General features: G+C 34.5%; 22 protein-coding genes and 1 pseudogene. 18 read left to right on the top strand and 5 right to left on the bottom strand.

All coding sequences use genetic code 11. The features are described 5' to 3' along the window. Positions 1-15 precede the first annotated feature (15 nt). Entirely contained in the window at positions 16-1,431 is a 1,416-nt protein-coding gene (locus ACFELZ_RS08805; protein WP_375316182.1) for a carboxypeptidase, read from the bottom strand. 278 nt (positions 1,432-1,709) lie between these two features. Here ACFELZ_RS08805 and ACFELZ_RS08810 point away from each other — a divergent pair, with 278 nt between their 5' ends. The 11 genes from ACFELZ_RS08810 to ACFELZ_RS08860 all read left to right on the top strand — a co-directional run bounded on the left by ACFELZ_RS08810 (position 1,710) and on the right by ACFELZ_RS08860 (position 10,035). After that, entirely contained in the window at positions 1,710-2,189 is a 480-nt protein-coding gene (locus ACFELZ_RS08810; protein ID WP_375316713.1) for an OmpA family protein, read from the top strand. Between the two features lie 142 nt (positions 2,190-2,331). After that, positions 2,332-3,624, top strand: a complete 1,293-nt coding sequence (gene tilS / locus ACFELZ_RS08815) for a tRNA lysidine(34) synthetase TilS (RefSeq protein WP_375316183.1) — start codon at positions 2,332-2,334, stop codon at positions 3,622-3,624. Positions 3,625-3,636: 12 nt separating this feature from the next. Continuing rightward, positions 3,637-5,469, top strand: coding sequence for an ATP-dependent zinc metalloprotease FtsH (ftsH, locus tag ACFELZ_RS08820; protein WP_375316184.1), 1,833 nt, complete (start codon positions 3,637-3,639; stop codon positions 5,467-5,469). A 59-nt stretch (positions 5,470-5,528) separates the two neighbouring features. Then, positions 5,529-5,726: a transposase gene (locus tag ACFELZ_RS08825; protein ID WP_375315805.1), complete on the top strand. Its 198-nt coding sequence runs from the start codon at positions 5,529-5,531 to the stop codon at positions 5,724-5,726. 3 nt (positions 5,727-5,729) lie between these two features. Beyond that, entirely contained in the window at positions 5,730-5,894 is a 165-nt protein-coding gene (locus ACFELZ_RS08830) for a hypothetical protein (RefSeq protein ID WP_375315781.1), read from the top strand. A 123-nt stretch (positions 5,895-6,017) separates the two neighbouring features. After that, positions 6,018-7,346, top strand: coding sequence for an IS4 family transposase (locus ACFELZ_RS08835; RefSeq protein ID WP_375315862.1), 1,329 nt, complete (start codon positions 6,018-6,020; stop codon positions 7,344-7,346). 791 nt (positions 7,347-8,137) lie between these two features. Continuing rightward, positions 8,138-8,365 (top strand): transposase, encoded by a 228-nt coding sequence (locus tag ACFELZ_RS08840; RefSeq protein WP_375316185.1) that lies wholly within the window; start codon positions 8,138-8,140, stop codon positions 8,363-8,365. Beyond that, a complete protein-coding gene (locus ACFELZ_RS08845) occupies positions 8,362-8,532 on the top strand; it encodes a hypothetical protein (protein ID WP_375316186.1) in 171 nt (56 codons plus the stop codon). Before ACFELZ_RS08840 ends, ACFELZ_RS08845 begins: the two co-directional genes overlap by 4 nt. Positions 8,533-8,581: 49 nt before the next feature. Continuing rightward, positions 8,582-9,052, top strand: coding sequence for a transposase (locus ACFELZ_RS08850; RefSeq protein WP_375316187.1), 471 nt, complete (start codon positions 8,582-8,584; stop codon positions 9,050-9,052). A 216-nt stretch (positions 9,053-9,268) separates the two neighbouring features. Then, positions 9,269-9,634 (top strand): transposase, encoded by a 366-nt coding sequence (locus tag ACFELZ_RS08855; RefSeq protein ID WP_375315821.1) that lies wholly within the window; start codon positions 9,269-9,271, stop codon positions 9,632-9,634. A gap of 17 nt (positions 9,635-9,651) precedes the next feature. Further along, on the top strand, positions 9,652-10,035 hold the full coding sequence (locus ACFELZ_RS08860; RefSeq protein ID WP_375316621.1) for a transposase: 384 nt from the start codon (positions 9,652-9,654) through the stop codon (positions 10,033-10,035). A 433-nt stretch (positions 10,036-10,468) separates the two neighbouring features. Here the strand turns inward: ACFELZ_RS08860 and ACFELZ_RS08865 are convergent, their stop codons facing one another. After that, complete coding sequence (locus tag ACFELZ_RS08865; RefSeq protein WP_375316188.1) at positions 10,469-11,764, bottom strand: Na+/H+ antiporter NhaC family protein; 1,296 nt, start codon at positions 11,762-11,764, stop codon at positions 10,469-10,471. 214 nt (positions 11,765-11,978) lie between these two features. Here ACFELZ_RS08865 and ACFELZ_RS08870 point away from each other — a divergent pair, with 214 nt between their 5' ends. Continuing rightward, positions 11,979-12,899 (top strand): RluA family pseudouridine synthase, encoded by a 921-nt coding sequence (locus ACFELZ_RS08870; protein WP_375316189.1) that lies wholly within the window; start codon positions 11,979-11,981, stop codon positions 12,897-12,899. Positions 12,900-12,906: 7 nt separating this feature from the next. Here the strand turns inward: ACFELZ_RS08870 and ACFELZ_RS08875 are convergent, their stop codons facing one another. After that, positions 12,907-14,169 carry an MFS transporter gene (locus tag ACFELZ_RS08875; RefSeq protein ID WP_375316190.1) on the bottom strand — a complete coding sequence of 421 codons (1,263 nt, stop codon included), beginning with the start codon at positions 14,167-14,169 and terminating at the stop codon, positions 12,907-12,909. 61 nt (positions 14,170-14,230) lie between these two features. Beyond that, on the bottom strand, positions 14,231-16,033 hold the full coding sequence (gene aspS, locus ACFELZ_RS08880; protein WP_375316714.1) for an aspartate--tRNA ligase: 1,803 nt from the start codon (positions 16,031-16,033) through the stop codon (positions 14,231-14,233). Between the two features lie 195 nt (positions 16,034-16,228). Between aspS and ACFELZ_RS08885 the strand changes: the two genes are divergently transcribed. The 4 genes and pseudogenes from ACFELZ_RS08885 to ACFELZ_RS08900 form a co-directional block, all read left to right on the top strand. Then, positions 16,229-16,660 (top strand): hypothetical protein, encoded by a 432-nt coding sequence (locus tag ACFELZ_RS08885; RefSeq protein WP_375316191.1) that lies wholly within the window; start codon positions 16,229-16,231, stop codon positions 16,658-16,660. 3 nt (positions 16,661-16,663) lie between these two features. Further along, on the top strand, positions 16,664-17,287 hold the full coding sequence (gene ccmA, locus ACFELZ_RS08890) for a heme ABC exporter ATP-binding protein CcmA (RefSeq protein ID WP_375316192.1): 624 nt from the start codon (positions 16,664-16,666) through the stop codon (positions 17,285-17,287). 293 nt (positions 17,288-17,580) lie between these two features. Then, the gene (locus ACFELZ_RS08895) at positions 17,581-17,712 is read left to right on the top strand and encodes a hypothetical protein (RefSeq protein WP_375316193.1); all 132 of its coding nucleotides are present in this window, start codon (positions 17,581-17,583) and stop codon (positions 17,710-17,712) included. Beyond that, positions 17,691-18,164 (top strand): annotated as a pseudogene (locus ACFELZ_RS08900) (terminase); the annotation flags it as partial. The gene ACFELZ_RS08895 and the pseudogene ACFELZ_RS08900, both read left to right, overlap by 22 nt. A gap of 14 nt (positions 18,165-18,178) precedes the next feature. Here the strand turns inward: ACFELZ_RS08900 and ACFELZ_RS08905 are convergent. Continuing rightward, complete coding sequence (locus ACFELZ_RS08905) at positions 18,179-19,039, bottom strand: IS982 family transposase (protein ID WP_375315786.1); 861 nt, start codon at positions 19,037-19,039, stop codon at positions 18,179-18,181. 746 nt (positions 19,040-19,785) lie between these two features. On the opposite strand from ACFELZ_RS08905, the gene recR reads away from it, so the two are divergent. Both recR and ACFELZ_RS08915 read left to right on the top strand, forming a co-directional pair. Then, positions 19,786-20,385: a recombination mediator RecR gene (gene recR / locus ACFELZ_RS08910; protein ID WP_375316715.1), complete on the top strand. Its 600-nt coding sequence runs from the start codon at positions 19,786-19,788 to the stop codon at positions 20,383-20,385. Between the two features lie 3 nt (positions 20,386-20,388). Further along, the gene (locus ACFELZ_RS08915) at positions 20,389-21,609 is read left to right on the top strand and encodes a P-loop NTPase fold protein (protein ID WP_375316194.1); all 1,221 of its coding nucleotides are present in this window, start codon (positions 20,389-20,391) and stop codon (positions 21,607-21,609) included. Positions 21,610-21,650 lie beyond the last annotated feature (41 nt).

Raw genomic sequence — 21,650 nt, forward strand, 5'->3', positions numbered from 1 at the left:
ACTCAAGAAAACCATTTATTGAGACAAATTATACTTTTCAGATAGGTAGTAAGTAACACACTCAACGTCTAAACCCTTGCCTGTTACTTTTTTTAGCAGTTCCAGGCCACACTTTGCACTGTATATATTTTGAGATAACCAACTGATAAGTAAACTAAAATCTCCTTTTATTATAGCACTTAATGATTCGTAATGATTCTTTTTAACGAAAGAGAAAATCTGCACAGCAGCAATTAAAGCAATAATTTTTATAGGAAAGTAGCCCATAACACCGCTTGCCCAATATTCATCTTGAAAATAAATGTCCAGCTCATTTTTAGCTTTTACTGGAATTTTATAGTGCTTCATACCTTCCAGCCACGCATCGTGCAGATCCTTAACTTCCAGTGTACCATTTATTATATCCTGTTCTAACCTAGTTCTCAACATAATATGAGCTAACAGACTAAATTCATCTGCGTTCTTTAAAGAAGAGGAAAGGTTTATCTCATTGAAAACCAAGTGCAAATTTTCAACACTGCTATTAGTTTTGCTTTTTATAGCAAATTTCTCTTTTATGTGTGGTTGAATGAACTCAATAAATTCTCTGGATGTTCCAATCATCCTTTCCATGAATAACCCTTGAGTTTCATACATAACATGTCTCGTAATTGGGCTACTTATAGAATTTTGCGCTAAACATTTTTGATAAATCGCATATCCACTATGCCGTAAAAGTGAAAATAAACCATAACAAAAATCAGATTCATCATAATCTATAGGGTAGTAATAAGAAGTACGAATCTCATTTAGTGCAATACCCATTTGCTGTAAACATAACGAGCCAAGTTCAATCTGCTTCTGAGTAGCAACTCTTTGTATATTAGTAACCTTATCCTTTTTCTGCTTTTCAATTATTTCATCCACACTTTCGCTAAAAAACTTGCCTACCTTGGGGAATACTTCCCTTATATTTTTTTCTGTGATATCAGAGTCATAGTCAGCAAGCAGTGAGTCGTATTTTGAGCATTTTAATTGCTGCGATTTTATAGAAGCTACTTCGCGAATGAGTGTGATTAAATCAGTAAAACGTTCTTTTAGTTTTTCTAAGTTACTGGTTTCAGAATGAGATAGTTTCCATAAATTTTGGCATTCAACCTTAGCTTTGGATAAAGACTTTACTAAATCAATAGGAACAGCACTGTTGCTTTTATGTATTCTCTCTATTAACTTTAGCTGCTGAGTATTTGCACTTTTTTTGTTACCAAGAGCATCTGCTAATGATTCCTTTATTGCGTCATGAGAGATAATTTCATGTCTGATTTCTTCTAGAAGACTCATTTGTTCAACTTTGTCCTCTATATTCAATTGGCTTTGGTTTAGTACTTTTAGCGTATTTTCGATATTCTTTACCCTATATAATACTTCCTCTAAAAACTTATAAGATTTCATAATTTGTTCATTGTTTTAGAAAACATCTGTTTAATATCGTAATAGATTAATAATAAAGTTAAAAGTATATTTGCTTAAAGTACAATAAAAAATTGTACTTTTTATTCCTTTATTGGATTTTTCTACTCAGAGTCCAGCATATTATAAGAAAATTAATTGTAAGGGTATAGAAAAAGTATTTAGTATTTTATTTCTCTTGACTATATTACAATATGGAGAGATTATTAGCTACTGAAATTAAAGTTACGCACTATTTTAAAATTTATGGAGGTTTAGTAATGTGGAGTAGACTGGTTATAATGTGCTGTTTTTGTTTACTACTTACTGGTGTAAGTTCTTGCCCAAAAAAAGGAGCAAATACAACAAATAAAATGAATTCTGTTGTTAAGCAGATAGGTGATAAAAGAGTTTTCTTTGGTTATGATGAATCTAGTATTACTGAAGTAAGCGCAGATGTATTACTTGACGTAATGGAGGTGTTACAAGATAACCCTGACGCGAAGGTTACTTTAACTGGTCATACTGACAACCGTGGTTCTCATGAATATAATCTTGCGCTAGGCGCTAGAAGGGCAGATGCAGCTAAAAAATTTATGGTTAGTTGTACACCCTACATAGAAAACAGAATAAAAACTGCTTCTAAGGGTGAAACTGAGCCTTTGGTTAATGTAAAAGATGATTCTAGAAATTCTAAATATGAAAAAGAGCATGCTAAAAATCGTAGAGTGGAATTTTCATTTTCTGGAATAAAGAAATAGTTTCTTGCATTAAAACCTGGATCCCAGTGTCAAGCACTGGGATGACAAAAGAGAGCAATTCCGCTGCTTGTTAGCGGGATCTATATATACCACAAATAAGTCGCTGTATGACGTAGAGACTATCTTGTCATCAAGAAACATAATGAAATTAGAGTTATTATTTCAAAATATAGCTAATAGCTTTGCTTTCTATAACCAAATCACAGTTGCAGTATCAGGTGGTGTAGATAGTATAGTCTTACTGCACTTAATGACTAACTGGGCAAAAAAAAACAAGCTTTCACTTCCTATAGCATTAACAGTAAATCATGGGTTACGTTCAGAGTCTCAAAAAGAAGCTGATTTTGTTATAAGTTATGCAAAAGAACTTGGAGCAAAGGAATCATTCATATTAAATTGGGAGAAGCAAAATATTAAAGGTAATATTCAATTACAGGCACGAAAAGCACGATATAAGTTACTAGCAGAGTGGTGTAAAAACAATAATGTTAAATGTTTGCTCGTTGCTCATCACAAAGATGATCAAGCAGAAACGTTCTTATTAAGATTGGAGCGAGGTAGTGGCGTAGATGGATTATCATCAATGGATTACAAATCTTTCTTAAATGGTATTTATATATTTAGGCCATTGTTAAATTTTAGTCGTAGTGAAATAGAAAAGTACGCTAAGCTTCACCGGTTAAAATGGATCGAAGATAGAAGCAACTACGACTTAAAATACAGGCGAACTTTATACCGTAGCTTACTTAAAGCAAGTGACAATCAAGAGATTTTAACAGAGCGAATATGCCTCACAGCCCTTCATATGAAAAGAGCTGCAAAAGCGTTGATGCACTACACACGCCTTGCATTTAATGACTGTGTTAATGTTCATGATCTTGGTTATATTGAAATTAAACTAAGTGAATTTTATCAATTGCCAGAGGAAATAGCCTTGAGGCTTCTTCTTTACTCTATAATGGCAATTGCCAGTAAACATTATAAACCAAGGTACAATAGCCTTATTGCGATATTTAATAAAATATTGCAAAAGGATAGTAATGTTAACTGTACACTTTCTGGGTGCAAAATAAGAAAATATGGAGAAAATATCTTAATAATTAGAGAATCGTCAAAGATACAAGAAATTACCGTAAACCTACCTTTAAATGAACCTACTCAATGGGATAACAGATTTAGCTGCACAATACTCGGAAATCAGGAATGTTCAGTTATCATCGCTCCATTAAAAAAAACACAAAAAGTTCCTGAATTTCTGAAGGATTACAACTGCTGCCCTGAAGTTTTCTACTCTTTGCCTATAGTACAAAAAGATAGAAAGGTGCTTGCTTATCCTGATGTAAATTATAACGAAAAAAATACCAATGACGATAAGGTTCAATGCATTATTAATAGCACAATAAAACAAAATTTGGTAAGCTTGATTAGTACTTAGTTAGAAATAGAAATGAAAAAATTTTTAGAAGGCTTATTGATCTGGTTAGTAATTATTGTTCTTATTTTAGTTGCTTATATTCAGTTCAGCGGAAATGTAGGTAGAAGTAAAACAACCATACCTTTTTCGGAATTTTTAACTAGACTAGAAGACAATGATGTAGAAAATATTGTCATAAAAAACCAGAGCATTGAGGGCAAGTTTAGGGATGGTTCAAGTTTCAACTCAAGCGGTGTTATATATAGCGACCTAATAAAAAATTTACATGATAGAAAAGTGAGATTCTCCTTTTCAACTGGAGATTCTGCCATGAGCGTAATTGGTGGATTACTTATCTCATGGGTCCCAACATTTATCTTTATTGGCTTTTTGCTATTCTTTCTTAAACAAACACAAGCGGGGGGCAACAGAACTATAAGCTTTGGCAAGTCAAGGGCTAGACTCATGACTAGTGGGAAAAAAGTAACATTTGATGATGTTGCCGGAATTGATGAAGCAAAAGAAGAGCTAGTAGAAATCGTTGATTTCCTTAAACAAAGGCAAAAATTTCAAATATTAGGTGGAAAAATACCAAAAGGGTGCCTTTTAATTGGCTCTCCTGGAACTGGTAAAACTTTACTTGCTCGTGCAATTGCAGGAGAAGCTAATGTGCCATTCTTTAGCATTTCTGGATCTGATTTTGTTGAGATGTTTGTTGGTGTTGGTGCGAGCCGTGTTCGTGATATGTTTGATCAAGGCAAGAAAAATGCTCCTTGTATAATTTTTATAGATGAGATAGATGCGGTGGGTAGACATCGTGGCATTGGTCTTGGTGGTGGTAATGACGAAAGAGAACAAACATTAAATCAGTTATTAGTTGAGATGGATGGCTTTGAGTCTAATGAGGGCGTAATAATAATTGCTGCGACTAACCGTCCGGATGTCTTAGATCCAGCACTGCTTAGGCCTGGTCGTTTTGACCGGCAGATTACTATTTCTTTACCCGATATAAATGGGCGCGAGAAAATATTAAATACGCATATAAAGAAAATATCAATGGCCCCTGATGTAAATGTGAAAACAGTTGCAAGAGGAACACCTGGTTTTTCAGGGGCTGATTTAGCAAATTTAGTGAACGAATCTGCGCTTATTGCTGCAAGAAGAAACAAGAAGATTGTTACCATGGATGATTTCGAATATGCACGTGATAAAGTGATGATGGGTGTGGAAAGGCGATCTCTCATTATGACAGAAGAGGAAAAGAGACTGACTGCATACCATGAAGCTGGCCATGCGATGATTGCTGTTAATATGCCTGCTTCTGATCCTATACACAAAGCAACAATTATTCCACGCGGTAGGGCACTCGGTTTAGTTATGAGACTACCAGAAGCAGATAGAGTGTCCTTCACAAGAGAAAAGATGCTAGCAGATATAACTGTTGCAATGGGTGGACGTGTGGCAGAAGAGCTAATTTTTGGCTATGATAAAGTCACAAGCGGCGCATCTTCAGATATAAAACTAGCATCAGATTTATCACGTTCTATGGTAACAAAATGGGGAATGAGCGACAAAATAGGTCCGATCTATCACAATCGCGAACAAACTATGCATGGTTCTGAGATAATTTCTGAAGATACGTTAAAACTTATAGATGAAGAAGTGAAGAAAGTTGTGTCTTCTTGCTATGAAAAAGCGAAAGACATTTTGACCAAGCATAAGAAAGGCTTAGATCTCATTGCCGAAAATCTACTGGAGTTTGAAACTTTAACAGGAGATGAAATAAAGGACATATTAAGCGGAAAAAAAATTGTTAGAGAGGAAAATGAGAAGAATGAGAAAATAAAAAAATCCTCTCTCTATTAGAGCCTGTCTTCAAACTAAGTAGAAAGGAGTTAAGAAGTGTGTTATAAGATATATTTTAAATGTACCCAAGCGATATAAGTGACAAAGAATGGAAGATAATAGAGCTATATTTTGAACCTAAAAAGACCGGTAGACCAAGAAAACATAGTATTAGAACAATTATTAACGCAATCCGCTATATGATGAGAACAGGATGTCAATGGAGACAACTGCCTAAAGATTTTCCACCATGGAAAACAGTGTATAGTTGTAATTAGCGATTGAAAAAAAGTGGAATATGGCAAGAGATTCATGATTTTCTAGTTAAAAAAGTAAGAGAGATAATTGGTAAGAATGAAACTCCATCAGTGGGAATAATAGATAGCCAATCAGTAAAAACTACTCAAAAAGGGGATCCAGAGGATATGATGCTGGCAAGAAAGTAAAGGGTAGAAAGCGCCACATCGTTGTAGATACCATACGCGTCAAGTTAAGAAAATAAAGGTATGAAGAAGATAGGATAAGAAGATATAAGTTCTCTCGGATATATTTTAGTGAGAGAACTAATGATGAATAAAATAACTTGCTTATCAAATTACCTAAACAAATTTTTCAATGAAAGAGCAAATGAAGTATCAATTGAAACAGGATTTATAAAAAGGAAGAGAAAATTGAGTGGTTCATCATTCATAAAAGCTATAATTTTGGGTAATATAGGAGTTGCAAACTGCAGCATAGATACAATGTGCCAATTATTAAACGAAGCATCTGTAATAATAACAAAACAGAGTCTAGATTTGAGGTTTACTGAAGAGGCAGTGGAATTTATGAAAAGGATGTATAATGAATCTATGGCTTTATTTAAAAATACCCTGCAAATTGATTGTAGAATCTTGCAGCAATTTAAAAGCGTTAAGTTATTGGATAGTAGCTATATTAGCCTGCCTAACAGTATGGAGAATATGTATAAAGGATATGGTACCAGCTACAGCGGCTATGAAAGTAATACCAAGTCCGGGATAAAGTTGCAATTAGTTTTCGACTACTTAAATCAGACATTTGATCAATTAAATATAACGGAGGGAATAAGGTCAGATCAAGGGTATAGGAAACATTTGAGTAATATATCAAGTAACGATTTGCTAATATCTGATCTTGGTTATTTTGTGCCAAGTTCTTTTAAACAGATTAAGGAAATAGGAGCTTATTTTATTAGTCGTTATAAATCTGATACCAATATATATGATATAGAAACAAATCAAAAAATGGAGTTACTGGAATGTTTAGAGGGTAAGCTATTTTTAGAAACTGAGGTATTATTGGGAAAAGAAGCAAAGATTAGAGTAAGAATTATATGTCAAAAGCTAACTGAAGAACAGTCTATAGCCAGGAGAAGGAAGGCTAATAGATTAGCAAAATCACATGGATATACATCTTCCAAAAGGAATCAAAAGTTATTGAATTGGTCAATATTTATAACTAATGTTCCAAAAAGTAAAATTAGTGCTGAACAAGTATTAACAATTTACCGAGTAAGATGGCAAATTGAATTATTATTTAAATTATATAAGAGCCATATAGGACTTGATAAACTAAAAGGAAAACCATATAGGGTATTATGTGAATTATATGCTAAATTGTGTGCAATTCTTATATTTCATGGAATAGTTGGTTGTACAGAACTAAAAAAGGGCACAGAACTTAGTTTAACAAAGGCATTTATTGAGCTTAAAAGGCGAGTTAGAGAGCTATTCTTAACATTAAATTGTGTAGTCAGTAAAGTACAAATTTTCCTCAAAAAACTCATCTCAACCTGGTCAAAATTCTCCTTAAAAGACAAATATAGAAAAACAAGAATATCAACTTTGAGTGCACTAAATTTGCTCATTTTTCCTTAATTTGACGCGTATGCTCCGCCAACTCCCTTATCATGAAACTGAAGCTATTTATTTATCTTCTCTGTACAGATTAAATGACAAAAAAACTCAACGTGTCTGGCGTCTCATGTTTAATTTTTTGCACTATGTGCACTCTATGTCTTTATCAAATTTCTAGATTTTTACCTATACAAGCTGAAATACGCTTATAAAGCATTTAAAACATCAAAAAACGCCAACTTAAAAAATGGATAGTGAATAACTAGCTACCCTAGGGTTTCTTTTGCCTTTTTTTCTGTTTAGTAAATTTCTTAATGTTTATAATTTAGATTAGTTGCGGCTTAAAAGCAACTGAATCGCGGTTATTAAACGTTTAGAATAAAAAAACGCCATACTTGAAAGTATAATGTAAGTAACTAGCCAACTACGGGGCTTCTTTTGCCTTTTTTTCCGTTTGGTGAATTTCTTAATATTTATAGCAACATGAACTGGGCAGTGCGTGACGCTATCCAAGATGATGTCATTCCAGTCTGGAATCTAGTTCTTATTGTACATTTATTTGGTGTAGAGTTAAGTTTCCTGGATCCCAGTGTTGGCTACTTGGATGACACCCTGACAATCGTCATCCCGCTGCTTGTTAGCGGGATCTGCTGAGATACCGTGGCGGCATGACGCAGAGCTCGCGTTAGCTATACTTTTATACTCACCAACTCAGTATCCAATCTGGATCCCAGTGGGCTTTGTTGCATAGCAGCAGAAAAACTAGTGATTACTGACTAAATTCATTATAAAATGACGATTTAAGGATAAATATGCCACAAAAAATGAGAGTCAGTGACCATAGAGAATATAACAAATTTCTAGAAAAAAGAGGAAATATTTTTCATTATATCAACGAAGCCATAGAAAATTGGTATGAAATTGGGCCAAAAATGCAGGGTAGCAACTATATTTATAGTGATAAAGTTGTGATTTTGGTGCATATAATCGTTAATCTTTTTAGAATTGGCTTAAGACAAACAGTCGGGTTTATAAAATGATATTTGCAACAAATAGGAAGAGATTTGCAGCTATTCACAAGCATCAAAAGAAACTTGATATTAAGATCAATGATTGCAGAGTTGATAAAAATAACATGGAAGATATCGAAATTGCTATAGACAGTACAGGAATTAGTATATACAACAACACACAGCAAAGAAAATAGCAAAGATAGAGAGTACCGCGGCTATAAACAAGTAAGAAAATTGCACATAATGTTAAGCAAACAAGTCATAGCTACAAAATACAGTAATGGCGTTTACTCTGATCACTATGGAGCATTGGGGAAATTTGATGTTAAATATGCTATAAAAGCACTATATGCAGATAGGGCATATGATAGAAAAAAGCTCTATAAGCTGTGTAATCAATATGGCATAAAAACGAAAATTCCTCCGAAAAACAACGCAGTAGAGCATCCAAAATTGGATTATATGCTTGATAGAAATGCCGCTATTCAGTTAATGAAATTACATGGTGAGAATGGTATAAAAAGATGGAAAGAAGAAGTAAATTACGGAAAAAGATCGTATATTGAAGGATTTTTCTCAAGGTTGAAGCGAATATTTGGGTTTAGTTTTAAGAATAAATCTGAGACAAATAGAGAGAAGGAACTACTTATTAAATGCTACTTAATGAACAAATTTACTGCAATTGGTATGCCTAAATTTGAAATAGTCGCATAAAATTGTTTACTCTGGAAAAAACTTACGTTGCTATGCAACAAAGCCCACTGGGATCTATAGCTAACCGAAATAAGGTTTCCTCAAAGGAGTGTAAAAAGGTATAATACTGCTTTAATTAAGGTGGAATGATGGCAAAGCCATATAGTGAGGACCTGAGAGCCTGTCTTCAAACTAAGTAGAAAGGAGTTAAGAAGTGTGTTATAAGATATATTTTAAATGTACCCAAGCGATATAAGTGACAAAGAATGGAAGATAATAGAGCTATATTTTGAACCTAAAAAGACCGGTAGACCAAGAAAACATAGTATTAGAACAATTATTAACGCAATCCGCTATATGATGAGAACAGGATGTCAATGGAGACAACTGCCTAAAGATTTTCCACCATGGAAAACAGTGTATAGTTGTAATTCGCGATTGAAAAAAAGTGGAATATGGCAAGAGATTCATGATTTTCTAGTTAAAAAAGTAAGAGAGATAATTGGTAAGAATGAAACTCCATCAGTGGGAATAATAGATAGCCAATCAGTAAAAACTACTCAAAAAGGGGATCCAGAGGATATGATGCTGGCAAGAAAGTAAAGGGTAGAAAGCGCCACATCGTTGTAGATACTGTAGGTCTTGTAATTGCTGCTGAAGTACAAAGTGCAAGCATTCAGGATCTTGATGGTGCACTAAATCTTTTTGTTCAAGCCAAATGCAAAGCTCCAACATTACATAAGTTTTTTGCTGATCAAGGATACACAGGTAAATTGCAAAACCTCTGCTTATTGGAAACTGGATGTTTATTGACGATTACCAAGAAAATAGTTGATACAGGATTTCAGGTTATTCCCAAACGTTGGATTGTTGAGAGAACCTTTGCTTGGCTCTCCAATTTTAGACGTATGAGTAAGGATTATGAGCATTCTCCTCTCACTTCAAAAAACAACATCTTCTTTAATATGATCACTATTATGCTTCACAAATTAGCTCATTCTTGAGTTTGAAGACAGGCTCTTATACTTTCAAGTATGGCGTTTTTTTATTCTAAACGTTTAATAACCGCGATTCAGTTGCTTTTAAGCCGCAACTAATCTAAATTATAAACATTAAGAAATTTACTAAACAGAAAAAAAGGCAAAAGAAACCCTAGGGTAGCTAGTTATTTACTATCCATTTTTTAAGTTGGCGTTTTTTGATGTTTTAAATGCTTTATAAGCGTATTTCAGCTTGTATAGGTAAAAACCTAGAAATTTGATAAAGACATAGAGTGCACATAGTGCAAAAAATTAAACATAAGACGCCAAATACGTTGAGTTTTTTTGTCATTTAATCTGTACAGAGAAGATAAATAAATAGCTTCAGTTTCATGATAAGGGGGCTGGCGAAGCTTGTCAAGTAATTCCGTTCCTTATGGGTAAAAAAAGAGAAACTCTAAGTTGCAGCCGCACAATGTTTCTCTTTTCTGCTGTTGATGATTATTTCGCCTATTGTAACTGCCGCTAGAATAAAGCAGTAATATACCTGTGTTAATAAAGAAACAGGTGATACAGAAGCTATACTTCCTGCTAGCAATAGTTGAGAACCATAAGGTAAGATGCCTTTTGTAGCACAAGCAAAAACATCTAATAAGTATGCACTGCGGTATGGTACAATATCGTGTTTCTGTGCGAGTCTTTTTGCAATGCCACCACTTAGTAAAATAGCAATGGTATTATTGGCAACTAAGGTAGTAAACATAGACGCAATTCCTGCTATCAAAAATTCAGCTTTAGTTTTTGTGATATTGCTTTCATCGATGAGTTTATGCAACGCTTTTTGACCTTGTTTGTACATTATATGGCTCAACCCACCGATAAATAGAGCAAATATCACTATTTCGTTTACTTTTTTGAAACCGTCGTACACGTCATGAGGAAATTGAACGATGGCATAATCAAAAAAAGCTATTCCTAGCATACCAGCAATAATTATGTTTACAGTTATTGTTACTAAAGTGGTGACTTCAAGCAGCCCCATGATTATTAAAGAAATATAAGGAATAATTTTTATTATAGAATAATAATCTAAATTTGATATAGAAATAATTTTTGTACTACTTGAAATCACTGCCAGATAGGTGAGTGTTATAATACCTGCAGTAAATGCAACCTTAGAGTTTATTTTAAGTTTATCTTTTGCTGAAGCTCCCTGTGAAGAAACAGATGCAATGGTGGTATCAGATATCATTGAGAGGTTGTCACCAAACACGGCACCACCTACTACAGTTGCAGTTCCTATTTCAAGGCCAAAAGCTCCACTTTTTGCCAGATTGACAGCTATAGGTACCATCAGCGCAACAACTCCCATAGATGTACCAATTGCAGTTGAAATAAAAGCAGAAGCCAAAAATACTCCAGGCAGCATTAATCTTGCTGGAAGGAAATTAAGAATTAAATTAGCAACAGTGTCTGCGCTACCAATTGATTGAGTAACCGCAGAAAATGCTCCAGAAAATAAAAAAATTAAACACATAGTAAGGGTATTTTTGTCACCCATGCCCTTGATAACAGTATCGATGTTATGCTGAATTTTATTTGTACCACGTGAGACAGCAAAAAATAGCGCTGGTAACAAGCAGATTACTGGTGAAACCTGATGAAGTGGATTATCAGTTCCGATAAAAGAAAAATAAGCACCACTTCCAAGGTACAAGATTAAAAAAATAATCAAAGGGACAAAAGCTTTCATTTTACTGTACCTCAAACTTACGACTATAACTAATTAAGTGGTTTTAAGCAAGTTTGGTTTTCACTAGTTTTGCAGGAAGTTGACAGCAGAGTTTTAAACTTCATATTTAATCTACTAAATAAATAGCACATGTAGCCGAAGGGTTTATATCTTGTGCTATACTTTATTTTATGTCATGCAAACAGTTGATATTAGCATACATCCAAATAAAGTAATGGAGAATATAAAAACCATATCAGTAAAAGACGATAACGTTAGGCTGGATAGGTACATCAGAAGAATCTTTCCTGATCTAAAGCAATCTGTAATTGAAAAATCTTTAAGGAAAGGGTTAATCAAAGTTGATGATTGCAAAGCAAAGTCTAGTGATAGAGTAAATTCTGGACAAACTATAACGCTGAAGCACTTGAATTATATTGAGAACGCTAATTCTGATCGCAAATATAATGAAAAGTTAGTGAATCTACTAAGAGAGAACATATTATATGAAGATGAATATATACTAGCTATAAACAAACCCGCAGGGGTCATTGTTCAAGGTGGTGTAAAAGTAAAGATTAGCATTAGTGATTTGCTTGACCAAATAAGAGAGGAAGAAACATTTAAAATTGTCCATAGGCTGGATAGAGATACGAGTGGAGTGATAATATTCGCACGCAATGCTAGTGTTGCCAGATACCTTATGGAGGAATTTAAAGGACGAAGGGTAAAAAAAACTTACTTGGCATTGACTTCTGGCATACCGAGCAAGGATAGTGGAACAATAGACTATCCATTGGTGAAAAAATATGTTTCAGGTCAAGAAAAAGTGGTCGTTGATGAAAATTCACCTCAGAATGCCACTACGCATTTTTCAATTATAGCAAGGTTAGAACATAATGTCGCTTATTTAAAATTACAACCAATTACCGGCAGGACCCATCAGTTACGTGCACATTTAGCTCATATAAATTGCCCTATTCTTGGTGACGGTAAATACGGTGGTAAAAAAGCTTTCATTAATGGGGTAGCAAATAAAATTCACCTTCATTCGCATTCTTTATCTTTAAAATTACCAAACAATAAAGAAACCACTATTACCGCTCCTATCCCTAAGCACATTGAAAAGTCTATTGGAGCGCTATTTTTCGACTGAAACGATTTCACCAATCAACTTTTTTGTCTTTGGCTTTGATTTGAAGCATAGATATCAGGCTAATTAATGCGCAGACAGTAAGATAAATGCCTGCTGCAAGTTTTGTTTCGGTTTTTTCTATAAGCCACATGCATATGGATGGAGAGAGGCCACCAAAAATTCCTGCAGATATATTATTTGCTAAACTTACACCGATGCATCTAACTTTTGTTGGGAATAGTTCACAAATAATAGAGCCATACATTCCAAAAGATGCGCCTACTGGTATAGTAATCAATAAGTAAGTTATTATTACAACGTAGTGGTTGATAGAAGACAATAATAGTAACACAAATAAACCAATTAAAGATAGTATTATTAGTATAGGAACCATTACACGCTTTCTTCCAACTTTATCAGATAGAATTGCAAAAAGTACTGCAGATACTGCAAATACAATCTGTATTACTATCCTCATTAAATCTTTAATACTAATAGATAGAATAACTAGCTCTTTTATTGATACATTATAAAACATTATTGCTGCGTAGACAATCGCATTCTGAGCAATCCCCAGATTAATTGAAATGATAAGCGGTCTTTTATAGTTTCTTATTAGTTCTAACAGTGGTGAACGTGATAAATTATCAGCATACTTATTAGTTTTATATGCTAAGCTTTCTTTTAATGTGTACCTAGTTAAAAAACCTATTGTCCCCAAAAAAAAGCAAAAATAAAAAAGCAACTTCCATCCCCATATTTCATAGTTCTCACCTGTAACTCTTTTGCAGATAAATATCATTGTTATGCATAAGAGCGTTCCAAGGGCTCCGCTAAAGGGCTTCATACTTCCTAAGAAACCTAGATTTTTTTTATCTTTTGAATGCTCTATCGTAAATGCTGTATTAATGCTTGTTTCACCTCCTGCAGTTATTCCTTGCACTATTCTACAAAACACAAGCAATACAGGTGAAAGCAACCCTATTTCTTTATACCCAGGTATAATTCCCATAATTGTGGATGATATTGAAATTAATATTACTGAAGTAAGTAAAGTCTTTCTTCTGCCATACTTATCTCCCATGTAACCAAAAATTACTGCACCAATTGGTCTAAACGCAAAACCAATTGCAAAAACACCAAGGAATTTGAGTGTACTCAAATAATGATCTTCTGATGGGAAAAAAACGTTGATGATTGTATCTGTTAATACTCCAAAAAGAGTGATTTCATACCACACAATCATGTTACAGATCATGCCCGATAGTATTGCTTTTTGGATATTATTCATGGTCTTTCAATTTAACATAACCTAATATATCATTAACCGGTGCTCCTTGCTATAAGATTTTTCACTCAATGATCTGCAAAGACAGTTCACGTAAGTGTTTATTGTCCACTTTGGAAGGGGCGCCCATTAGAACATCTTCACCCTGCTGATTCATAGGAAAACAGATTACTTCACGAATATTTGGCTCATCAGCAAGCAGCATAACCATTCTGTCAACCCCTGGTGCTATTCCGCCATGAGGCGGCACTCCGAACCTGAATGCACGCACAAGCGCACCAAATTTTGTATCAACTTCTCCCCGGCTATAACCTGCAATGGCAAAGGCCTTATACATGATATCCAGTTTATTATTGCGAATCGCCCCGCTTGACAGTTCTATTCCATTGCAAACAAGATCGTATTGGTAAGCAAGGATATCCAGTGGATTTTTGTCCTCTAAACCTTTCAAGCCGCCATGTGGCATGGAGAATGGGTTATGAAAGAAATCTATTTTTTTACTTTTATCGTCATATACAAAATAGGGAAAATCAATGATCCAACAAAACTTGAAGATATTATCATCTATAAGACCTAATTCTGACCCTAAAAGAGTGCGCACTTTTCCTGCAATTGTTGCTGCCTCATTCTCTTTGTCAGAAGCAAAAAACACGCTGTCTCCATGCTTTATATCCGTTATTTCTTTTATGGAATTTAGCCTATTGTCATCAAGGAATTTAGCAATCGGTCCTTTCGCAGTTCCATCTTTATCAAACGTTATATATCCAAGACCCTTAGCACCGAATTCTCTTTGCGCATGTTCTATCTTTTTATCAAAGAAGCTGCGTGGTTCCTCTGCTGTTTTAGGTGCAGGGATGGCTCTCACTACCATACCGCGCTCAATATTGCTTTTGAAAATATTGAACCCTGAATCACGGAAAATTTCTGTAACATCGCTGATTAATAATGGATTGCGCAGATCTGGCTTGTCAGAACCATACTTGAGCATTGCTTCTTTATATGTAATACGTGGAAAATCTTTATCGACAGACTTACGAGAAAATTTAGCAAACACTTTATATAAGGTAGACTCAATAATCTGAAAGATGTCTTCTTGAGTCACAAAAGACATTTCAAGATCTAGTTGATAAAACTCCCCCGGAGAACGGTCAGCCCTTGCGTCTTCGTCACGGAAACACGGTGCAATTTGAAAATATTTATCAAACCCTGAAACCATGAGCAATTGCTTAAAAATCTGTGGAGCTTGCGGCAATGCATAAAATTTACCAAGATTTAGTCTGCTTGGCACCAAATAATCACGTGCACCTTCAGGGGACGAAGCAGTAAGTATTGGAGTCTGAATTTCCAAAAACCCTTGCTCTATCATGAGCTTGCGGAGTTCTGCAATAATTTGTGAGCGCAGAATAATATTGTTGCGGGTGTTTTCTCGCCTTAAATCAAGAAAACGATATTTAAATCTCATATTTTCTGGGTATTCTTGTTCGCCAGCAATGCTCGCTAATATACTTCTTTCTTCTTTTGCTATTTCTTCATTACAGTGGAACTCAACTTCCGATTCAACGTGCAAATTGCTAACTACAACCTCAATTTCTCCGGTTGCGATAGAGCTGTTTACCGTATCTTCAGTTCTAGCTTCAACTATTCCTGTAACAGTAATTATACTCTCCAATTTTAAATTTGATGTCTCATCAAAAAAGTCTTTGTCATTATTCAATACTAGTTGAGTGATTCCATAGAAGTCTCTTAAATCAACAAAGATTAGGTTACCGTGATCGCGCTTACGGTATAACCATCCAGAGAGGGTAACTTCCTTTCCTACATCATTCTTCCTTAATTCATTGCACGTGTGAGTCTTATAGCAGTTCATATTTGTTTCACTTCTAAATTCTTTAAAAAGTATAGAAATAAACCTTACTACATACAAGCCCATTCTCAGATATTTGTCCAATTTACGAAATAGAGCAGTATTACTTTTATACTGCCTTTACCCGCAAAGAAATTGCACAATTTCTATAATTATGGTACAATAGTAAGGGTATTTTTAATGAATTAGATACAGGAAATGCCACTTACACAGATTATATTATATAGCGTAACATTACTTGCTGTAGCTGCAGTATTTCTCTTTTTGAGAAAAATATACAAAAATCGCATTAGAAAAATCATATTTCCTAGAAAAGTTTTTAAAGAAGAGTGGGAAGAAGACAGAAAATTCAATGAATTATATCAAAAAAATAAGCAAAAAGAGTTGATGAAACAACAAGAAACGCTACGCGAGAAACAAAAAGATGTGCAAGTTTATAAAGAAGATCCAGAAATAGTTGACATAGCAAAACTGGTAGGTAAATGGACAAAGATGGTTATGATGGGTAATGGTTTAATGCAGCGTTTTGCGCAATTGATACATAGAGAAGGCGGACAGAAAGGATTTTGGGAGCTGTTTGTAAAAGCTCAGGCTTCAACTCAAGGTAAACATAAGGGGAAGGGCAGATAATTCATGCTCGAATGTGAAAATTTATCCTGCGCTCGTAATAACAAAGTATTATTTAAACATCTCAGTTTTAAAGCTGAGCCAAAATCAAAGATTCTAATCACTGGTCCAAATGGTAGTGGTAAAACCAGCTTAATTAGAAGTTTATCTGGACTTTTACCGCCGGTATCAGGCAATATAAGGTACTGCGGAAAAGACATATATGATGATCCAAAATCCTATATACCTTCTATGGTCTATATAGGCCATAAGAATGCCTGTAAAGATAGCTTAACTGTTGCTCAAAACATAGAATTCTGGGCAGGAATACGAAATACTAGGGAATTGATTGTGGCAGCTGTTTGTTGCTTGCAGTTGCAATCTGTACTTAATATTAGATATGGCGAACTTTCTGCAGGCTGGAAAAGAAGAGTTGCGCTTGCTCGCCTCTTGATTTCTAATGCAAACGTTTGGCTGATAGATGAACCATTTTGTAATCTTGATAGTGCAACGTGTGAATTAGTGCTGAACCTAATCTCAATACGCTCTGAGCAAAATGGTATAGTAATTATTACAGGGCATAGCTCTACAGAGCAATTGTGTGATTTTGCAACGATTGATATACGCGATTTCAATAGACTTCTTGCATAATAATTTGGCAGCGCGTTGAGAAACGAAAAAACTTGCTTGACAAACTCCGCCAGCCCCCTTATCATAAAGATGAAGCTATTTATTTATCTTCTCTGTACAGATTAAATGACAAAAAAACTCAACGTATCTGGCGTCTCATGTTTAATTTTTTGCACTATGTGCACTCTATGTCTTTATCAAATTTCTAGGTTTTTACCTATACAAGCTGAAATACGCTTATAAAGCATTTAAAACATCAAAAAACGCCAACTTAAAAAATGGATAGTGAATAATTAGCTACCCTAGGGTTTCTTTTGCCTTTTTTTCGTTTGGTAAATTTCTTAATGTTTATAGCTAAACTGGATCCAAGTAGTCAGGGCACTGGCATGACAGGAGAAGGAGGCACTGGTTTCAACATTATATCATGGACAAAATCAACTTTTTAGAATTCATCGAGTTATGCTTTCAAACGGTAGTACCGGGGTGTGGGTATAATAATTATCAGTATATAAAAGTCATAGCAGACAGACTTGAAGCGGCAAATGTTGGCAAAATGAGGCGAATAATATTCAATATGCCTCCGCGTTCAATGAAGTCCATATGTGTGAGTGTTGCGTGGCCTGCATGGATACTTGGGAATCAGCCAACCGCAAGAATAATAGTTGCAAGTTACTCTCGGCTGCTCAGCGAAAAACACTCGCTCGATACCAGGTGCGTAATGCAGTCTAGTTGGTATAGAAAGCTATTTCCAGAAGTAGAACTATCCAAAGATCAGAATACAAAATACAAATTTCAAACAGTGCAGAGAGGATACAGAATCGCAACATCAGTTGGAGGAACACTAACCGGTGAAGGTGGTGATTTCATCATCGTGGATGATCCACTGAGTCCCGCTCAAACGCGAATTCTGGATTAAGGAAGGAAGAAAGTATAGGAAATAGAAGGCTTTGTGGATTTGATGGAATAGGAAATGAGAGTAGAAAAGATATGAACCAAAAAATTAACAGGGGATCTATGGCGAGTGTGTTCAATTTCTAGTCTATTTTTTAGGTAACCAAAAACAGTCTCAATGATAGACCTTTTTCTCAGTAAAATCTTCTCATTTAGCGAAATCAATGTATTTTTCATACCTTTTTTCACCTTGGTAACAAGTTTCAAACCTCGGTCAAACAGCTTCTGAAAAAGCTCTTTTGCAATATAACCTTTGTCACCAAACAAAAGACCGATTAATTTTTCCGTCAGATTTGGCACAGGTATCCTATCATCAACATTGCCTTTTGTTAGCGTAAGTGCATGAATTTCAACATTTTCATTGATTACCATATGTAATTTGAAACCAAAAAACCAGCCGTAAGTGCTCTTGCTTAATTTTGCAATTCCAGCAAAAACTTTGTTTTTGGATATTCTTTTTGCATGACAAACTGCAATGGGAGTTGTGTCTATATATGAAATTCCAGTGTTTTCTGACTGTCCACAAAGCCAATGCAACAACATTGCTAAATGCCACAAAACCCTAGGCTTTAGAGCAACAAACCTGGTATATGAAGGTAACTTTGGAAACTCTGATTTGTAGAGCAACGTTAGGTAATGTAGATAGAAAGTTTTACACGGAGATTGTTGATATAGCAGGATTATTGTCATGATTTCGGAGTGCTCAATTTCCGTTGTTCTTGTGGGGTTTTTACCATTTGGCAGTAGTTTATCTGCAAAATTTTTCTCTATATCTCTGCAAAAATCATCGACCAAACAAAACAGTTTTGTTATATCTTCCATGGGTAACCTCATCTATTTTTTTATCACTGCTGAGTTTACCCTGTTTTCTTGCCTCTTCTATTCTCCTTTAATCCAGAATTCACGTTATAAATATTAAGGAATTTACCAAATAAAAAAAAAAGCAAAAGAAGCCCAATGGTTGGCTAGTTACTTACATTATACTTTCAAGTATGGCGTTTTTTTATTCTAAACGTTGCGATTCAGTTGCTTTTAAGCCGCAACTAATCTAAATTATAAACGTTAAGAAATTTACTAAAGAGAAAAAAAGGCAAAAGAAACCCTAGGGTAGCTAGTTATTCACTATCCATTTTTTAAGTTGGCGTTTTTTTATGTTTTAAACGCTTTATAAGCGCGTTTCAGCTTATTTGGGTAAAAACCCAGAAATTTTATAAAGACATAAGGTGCAAATAGTGCAAAAAATTAAACATGAGACGCCAGATACGTGAGTTTTTTTGTCATTTAATCTGTACAGAGAAGATAAATAAATAGCTTCACTGTCATGATAAGGGGGCTGGCGGAGTTTGTCAAGTAAGTTTTTCGTTTCTATTCCCAATAAAAGTTTGTTATATGGTTATGCAAGAAGTCTATTATAATCAGGCTTTAAGTGTGCGGAAGTAATTTTTTGCATTAGAGTAAAAAATTTTTTCTATAGCTAATCAAAGTGGGATCAAGAGAAACTTACCACTTTCTTTACAAAGGGTTTGATGTTACCATTTGATGAACTATTCTGAATTTATTGAATGAACATTAACATAAAGAATCTAGTTCATGCTTTTTCTAAATTGCCAAGTTTAGGACCATCATCATCACGCAGGTTGGTTATACATTTACTCCAAAACAAAGAGAAAGTTATGCTACCACTTGTATCTTTGATTAAAGAGCTAGCAGATCTTATAGTAGAATGTGAGATTTGCGGAAATCTAGATACTAAATCACCTTGTTCTATTTGTACTAACCCAAAACGTGACACTAAGTTACTGTGTGTAGTAGAAGAATTGGGTGATCTATGGGCGTTTGAAAAAGGAAATATATATTCAGGTTTATACCATGTTTTGGGGGGCAGATTATCTGCGATAAATGGCATAGGTCCAAAAGAACTTAATCTTGATACTATTCTGGAAAGAGTGACAAAATCTAAAGTTGAAGAGATAATTATTGCAATTAATCCGACATTAGAGGGTCAAGTTACTGCACAATATATAATTGAATTGCTAAAAGGCTTGAATGTGAAAATATCACGTCTTGCTTGCGGCATACCAATGGGCGGAGAAATTGACTACCTAGATGAAGGAACGTTAAAAGCAGCCCTCACTTCAAGACAAGAATATGAGTTAAATATAAAATAAGGTATGTGCTTAAAAAAACTTGTATCGTTAATAACGTTCAAGAAGAAAGAAACAGCGCCACAACTTCAAGTGGCGGCTTGGGAAAATGACCGTCTAAACTATAAGCAATTTACGAATAAGTTCAGCACTATAGTAAAAACGATTGATCAGTCTTTTACAATAATATCTTTAGAAGGATATGATGGATGGGGTAAGACGTTTTTTCTGAAAGAGTGGGTAAAAGAGTTAAAACAGCAAAATGGAATTGCAGCTTACTATAACGCATGGGATATCAATGCACTGGATCAACCACTTCCTTCTTTTTTAAATTTTCTATTTGAAGATTTATTTGCATCGTATGAAGTAAAAAGAAGCGTTATACAACAGTTCAAGAACATAAACCAAGAACTATTTTCTCTAAACACACTAGGAAAGCTGATCAGTAAATCTCCACTTGCTATGCTTTCCGTATTGCTTGACGCTACAAAAGAGGCTGATAGGAAAGATATTGGTTCTGTACTGAGAGAGTTGAATACTCTTCAAAGAAGAGAAGAAAACATTAAGGATTTTAAAACACAATTGGCAAAAGTAGTTAATAGAATTAGAAAAGACAAAAACATTTATATAATGGTGGATAATCTTGATGTGTGCCGCCCTAAATTTGTTGTCGATTTTTTGGAATCTATAAAGTATATGCTTGATGTGGAGGGGCTGGTTTTCATTATTTCTGTAAGCAAAGATAAGAGCAATGTGCATAAAGCCATTAGCACGATACTTGGACCAAATTTTGACCTAAAATCTTTTACTGATCTCTCTTTACATTTACCGAAGCAACCGATAGAAAAATTTACAAAAGAACTATTTGAAAATATTAAATTACCGAAAAAGTCAAAAAATTTGATTGTAGATAGTTTTATATTTTATGCAGAAAGCCTTTTACTATCGTTAAAAACAATAGAATACTGCGTAAAAAAAATAAAGCTGTGTTTTCTGAATTACACAAGAGAAGAATTACCTGCTCCAAATTTGTTTTCGTTTTTGGTAATACTGCAATCAGTAAATACTGATTTGTATGAGGAGTTAGATTCCTCATATCAAAGAGCATTGGAAAAAATTGAAAATGAATATAAATCTTTAATTCTAAATGGTCAAGAGGAATGGGAAAAACTTAAAACCTCTCTAGAAGCTGCTTTTGCAGAGAAGGAATCAAAAATTAACAAAGCTATAAAGGATATAATATTTTGAAAAGATACCCTACCTTTGCATATACAAAGATAGGGTAATAT

The organism is Wolbachia endosymbiont (group A) of Colletes cunicularius (genome assembly GCF_964264715.1).
GTDB lineage: Bacteria > Pseudomonadota > Alphaproteobacteria > Rickettsiales > Anaplasmataceae > Wolbachia.

Excerpts from the sequence above, each read along its gene's own strand:
- ACFELZ_RS08905 (WP_375315786.1), bottom strand. The coding sequence starts at position 19,039 with ATGGAAGATATAACAAAACTGTTTTGTTTGGTCGATGATTTTTGCAGA.
- ACFELZ_RS08805 (WP_375316182.1), bottom strand. The coding sequence starts at position 1,431 with ATGAAATCTTATAAGTTTTTAGAGGAAGTATTATATAGGGTAAAGAAT.
- ACFELZ_RS08870 (WP_375316189.1), top strand. The coding sequence starts at position 11,979 with ATGGAGAATATAAAAACCATATCAGTAAAAGACGATAACGTTAGGCTG.
- aspS (WP_375316714.1), bottom strand. The coding sequence starts at position 16,033 with ATGAACTGCTATAAGACTCACACGTGCAATGAATTAAGGAAGAATGAT.
- ACFELZ_RS08825 (WP_375315805.1), top strand. The coding sequence starts at position 5,529 with ATGTACCCAAGCGATATAAGTGACAAAGAATGGAAGATAATAGAGCTA.
- ACFELZ_RS08865 (WP_375316188.1), bottom strand. The coding sequence starts at position 11,764 with ATGAAAGCTTTTGTCCCTTTGATTATTTTTTTAATCTTGTACCTTGGA.
- ACFELZ_RS08840 (WP_375316185.1), top strand. The coding sequence starts at position 8,138 with ATGCCACAAAAAATGAGAGTCAGTGACCATAGAGAATATAACAAATTT.
- ACFELZ_RS08810 (WP_375316713.1), top strand. The coding sequence starts at position 1,710 with ATGTGGAGTAGACTGGTTATAATGTGCTGTTTTTGTTTACTACTTACT.
- ftsH (WP_375316184.1), top strand. The coding sequence starts at position 3,637 with ATGAAAAAATTTTTAGAAGGCTTATTGATCTGGTTAGTAATTATTGTT.
- ccmA (WP_375316192.1), top strand. The coding sequence starts at position 16,664 with ATGCTCGAATGTGAAAATTTATCCTGCGCTCGTAATAACAAAGTATTA.
- ACFELZ_RS08850 (WP_375316187.1), top strand. The coding sequence starts at position 8,582 with ATGTTAAGCAAACAAGTCATAGCTACAAAATACAGTAATGGCGTTTAC.
- ACFELZ_RS08855 (WP_375315821.1), top strand. The coding sequence starts at position 9,269 with ATGTACCCAAGCGATATAAGTGACAAAGAATGGAAGATAATAGAGCTA.
- ACFELZ_RS08915 (WP_375316194.1), top strand. The coding sequence starts at position 20,389 with ATGTGCTTAAAAAAACTTGTATCGTTAATAACGTTCAAGAAGAAAGAA.
- ACFELZ_RS08875 (WP_375316190.1), bottom strand. The coding sequence starts at position 14,169 with ATGAATAATATCCAAAAAGCAATACTATCGGGCATGATCTGTAACATG.
- ACFELZ_RS08835 (WP_375315862.1), top strand. The coding sequence starts at position 6,018 with ATGAATAAAATAACTTGCTTATCAAATTACCTAAACAAATTTTTCAAT.
- ACFELZ_RS08845 (WP_375316186.1), top strand. The coding sequence starts at position 8,362 with ATGATATTTGCAACAAATAGGAAGAGATTTGCAGCTATTCACAAGCAT.
- tilS (WP_375316183.1), top strand. The coding sequence starts at position 2,332 with ATGAAATTAGAGTTATTATTTCAAAATATAGCTAATAGCTTTGCTTTC.
- ACFELZ_RS08885 (WP_375316191.1), top strand. The coding sequence starts at position 16,229 with ATGCCACTTACACAGATTATATTATATAGCGTAACATTACTTGCTGTA.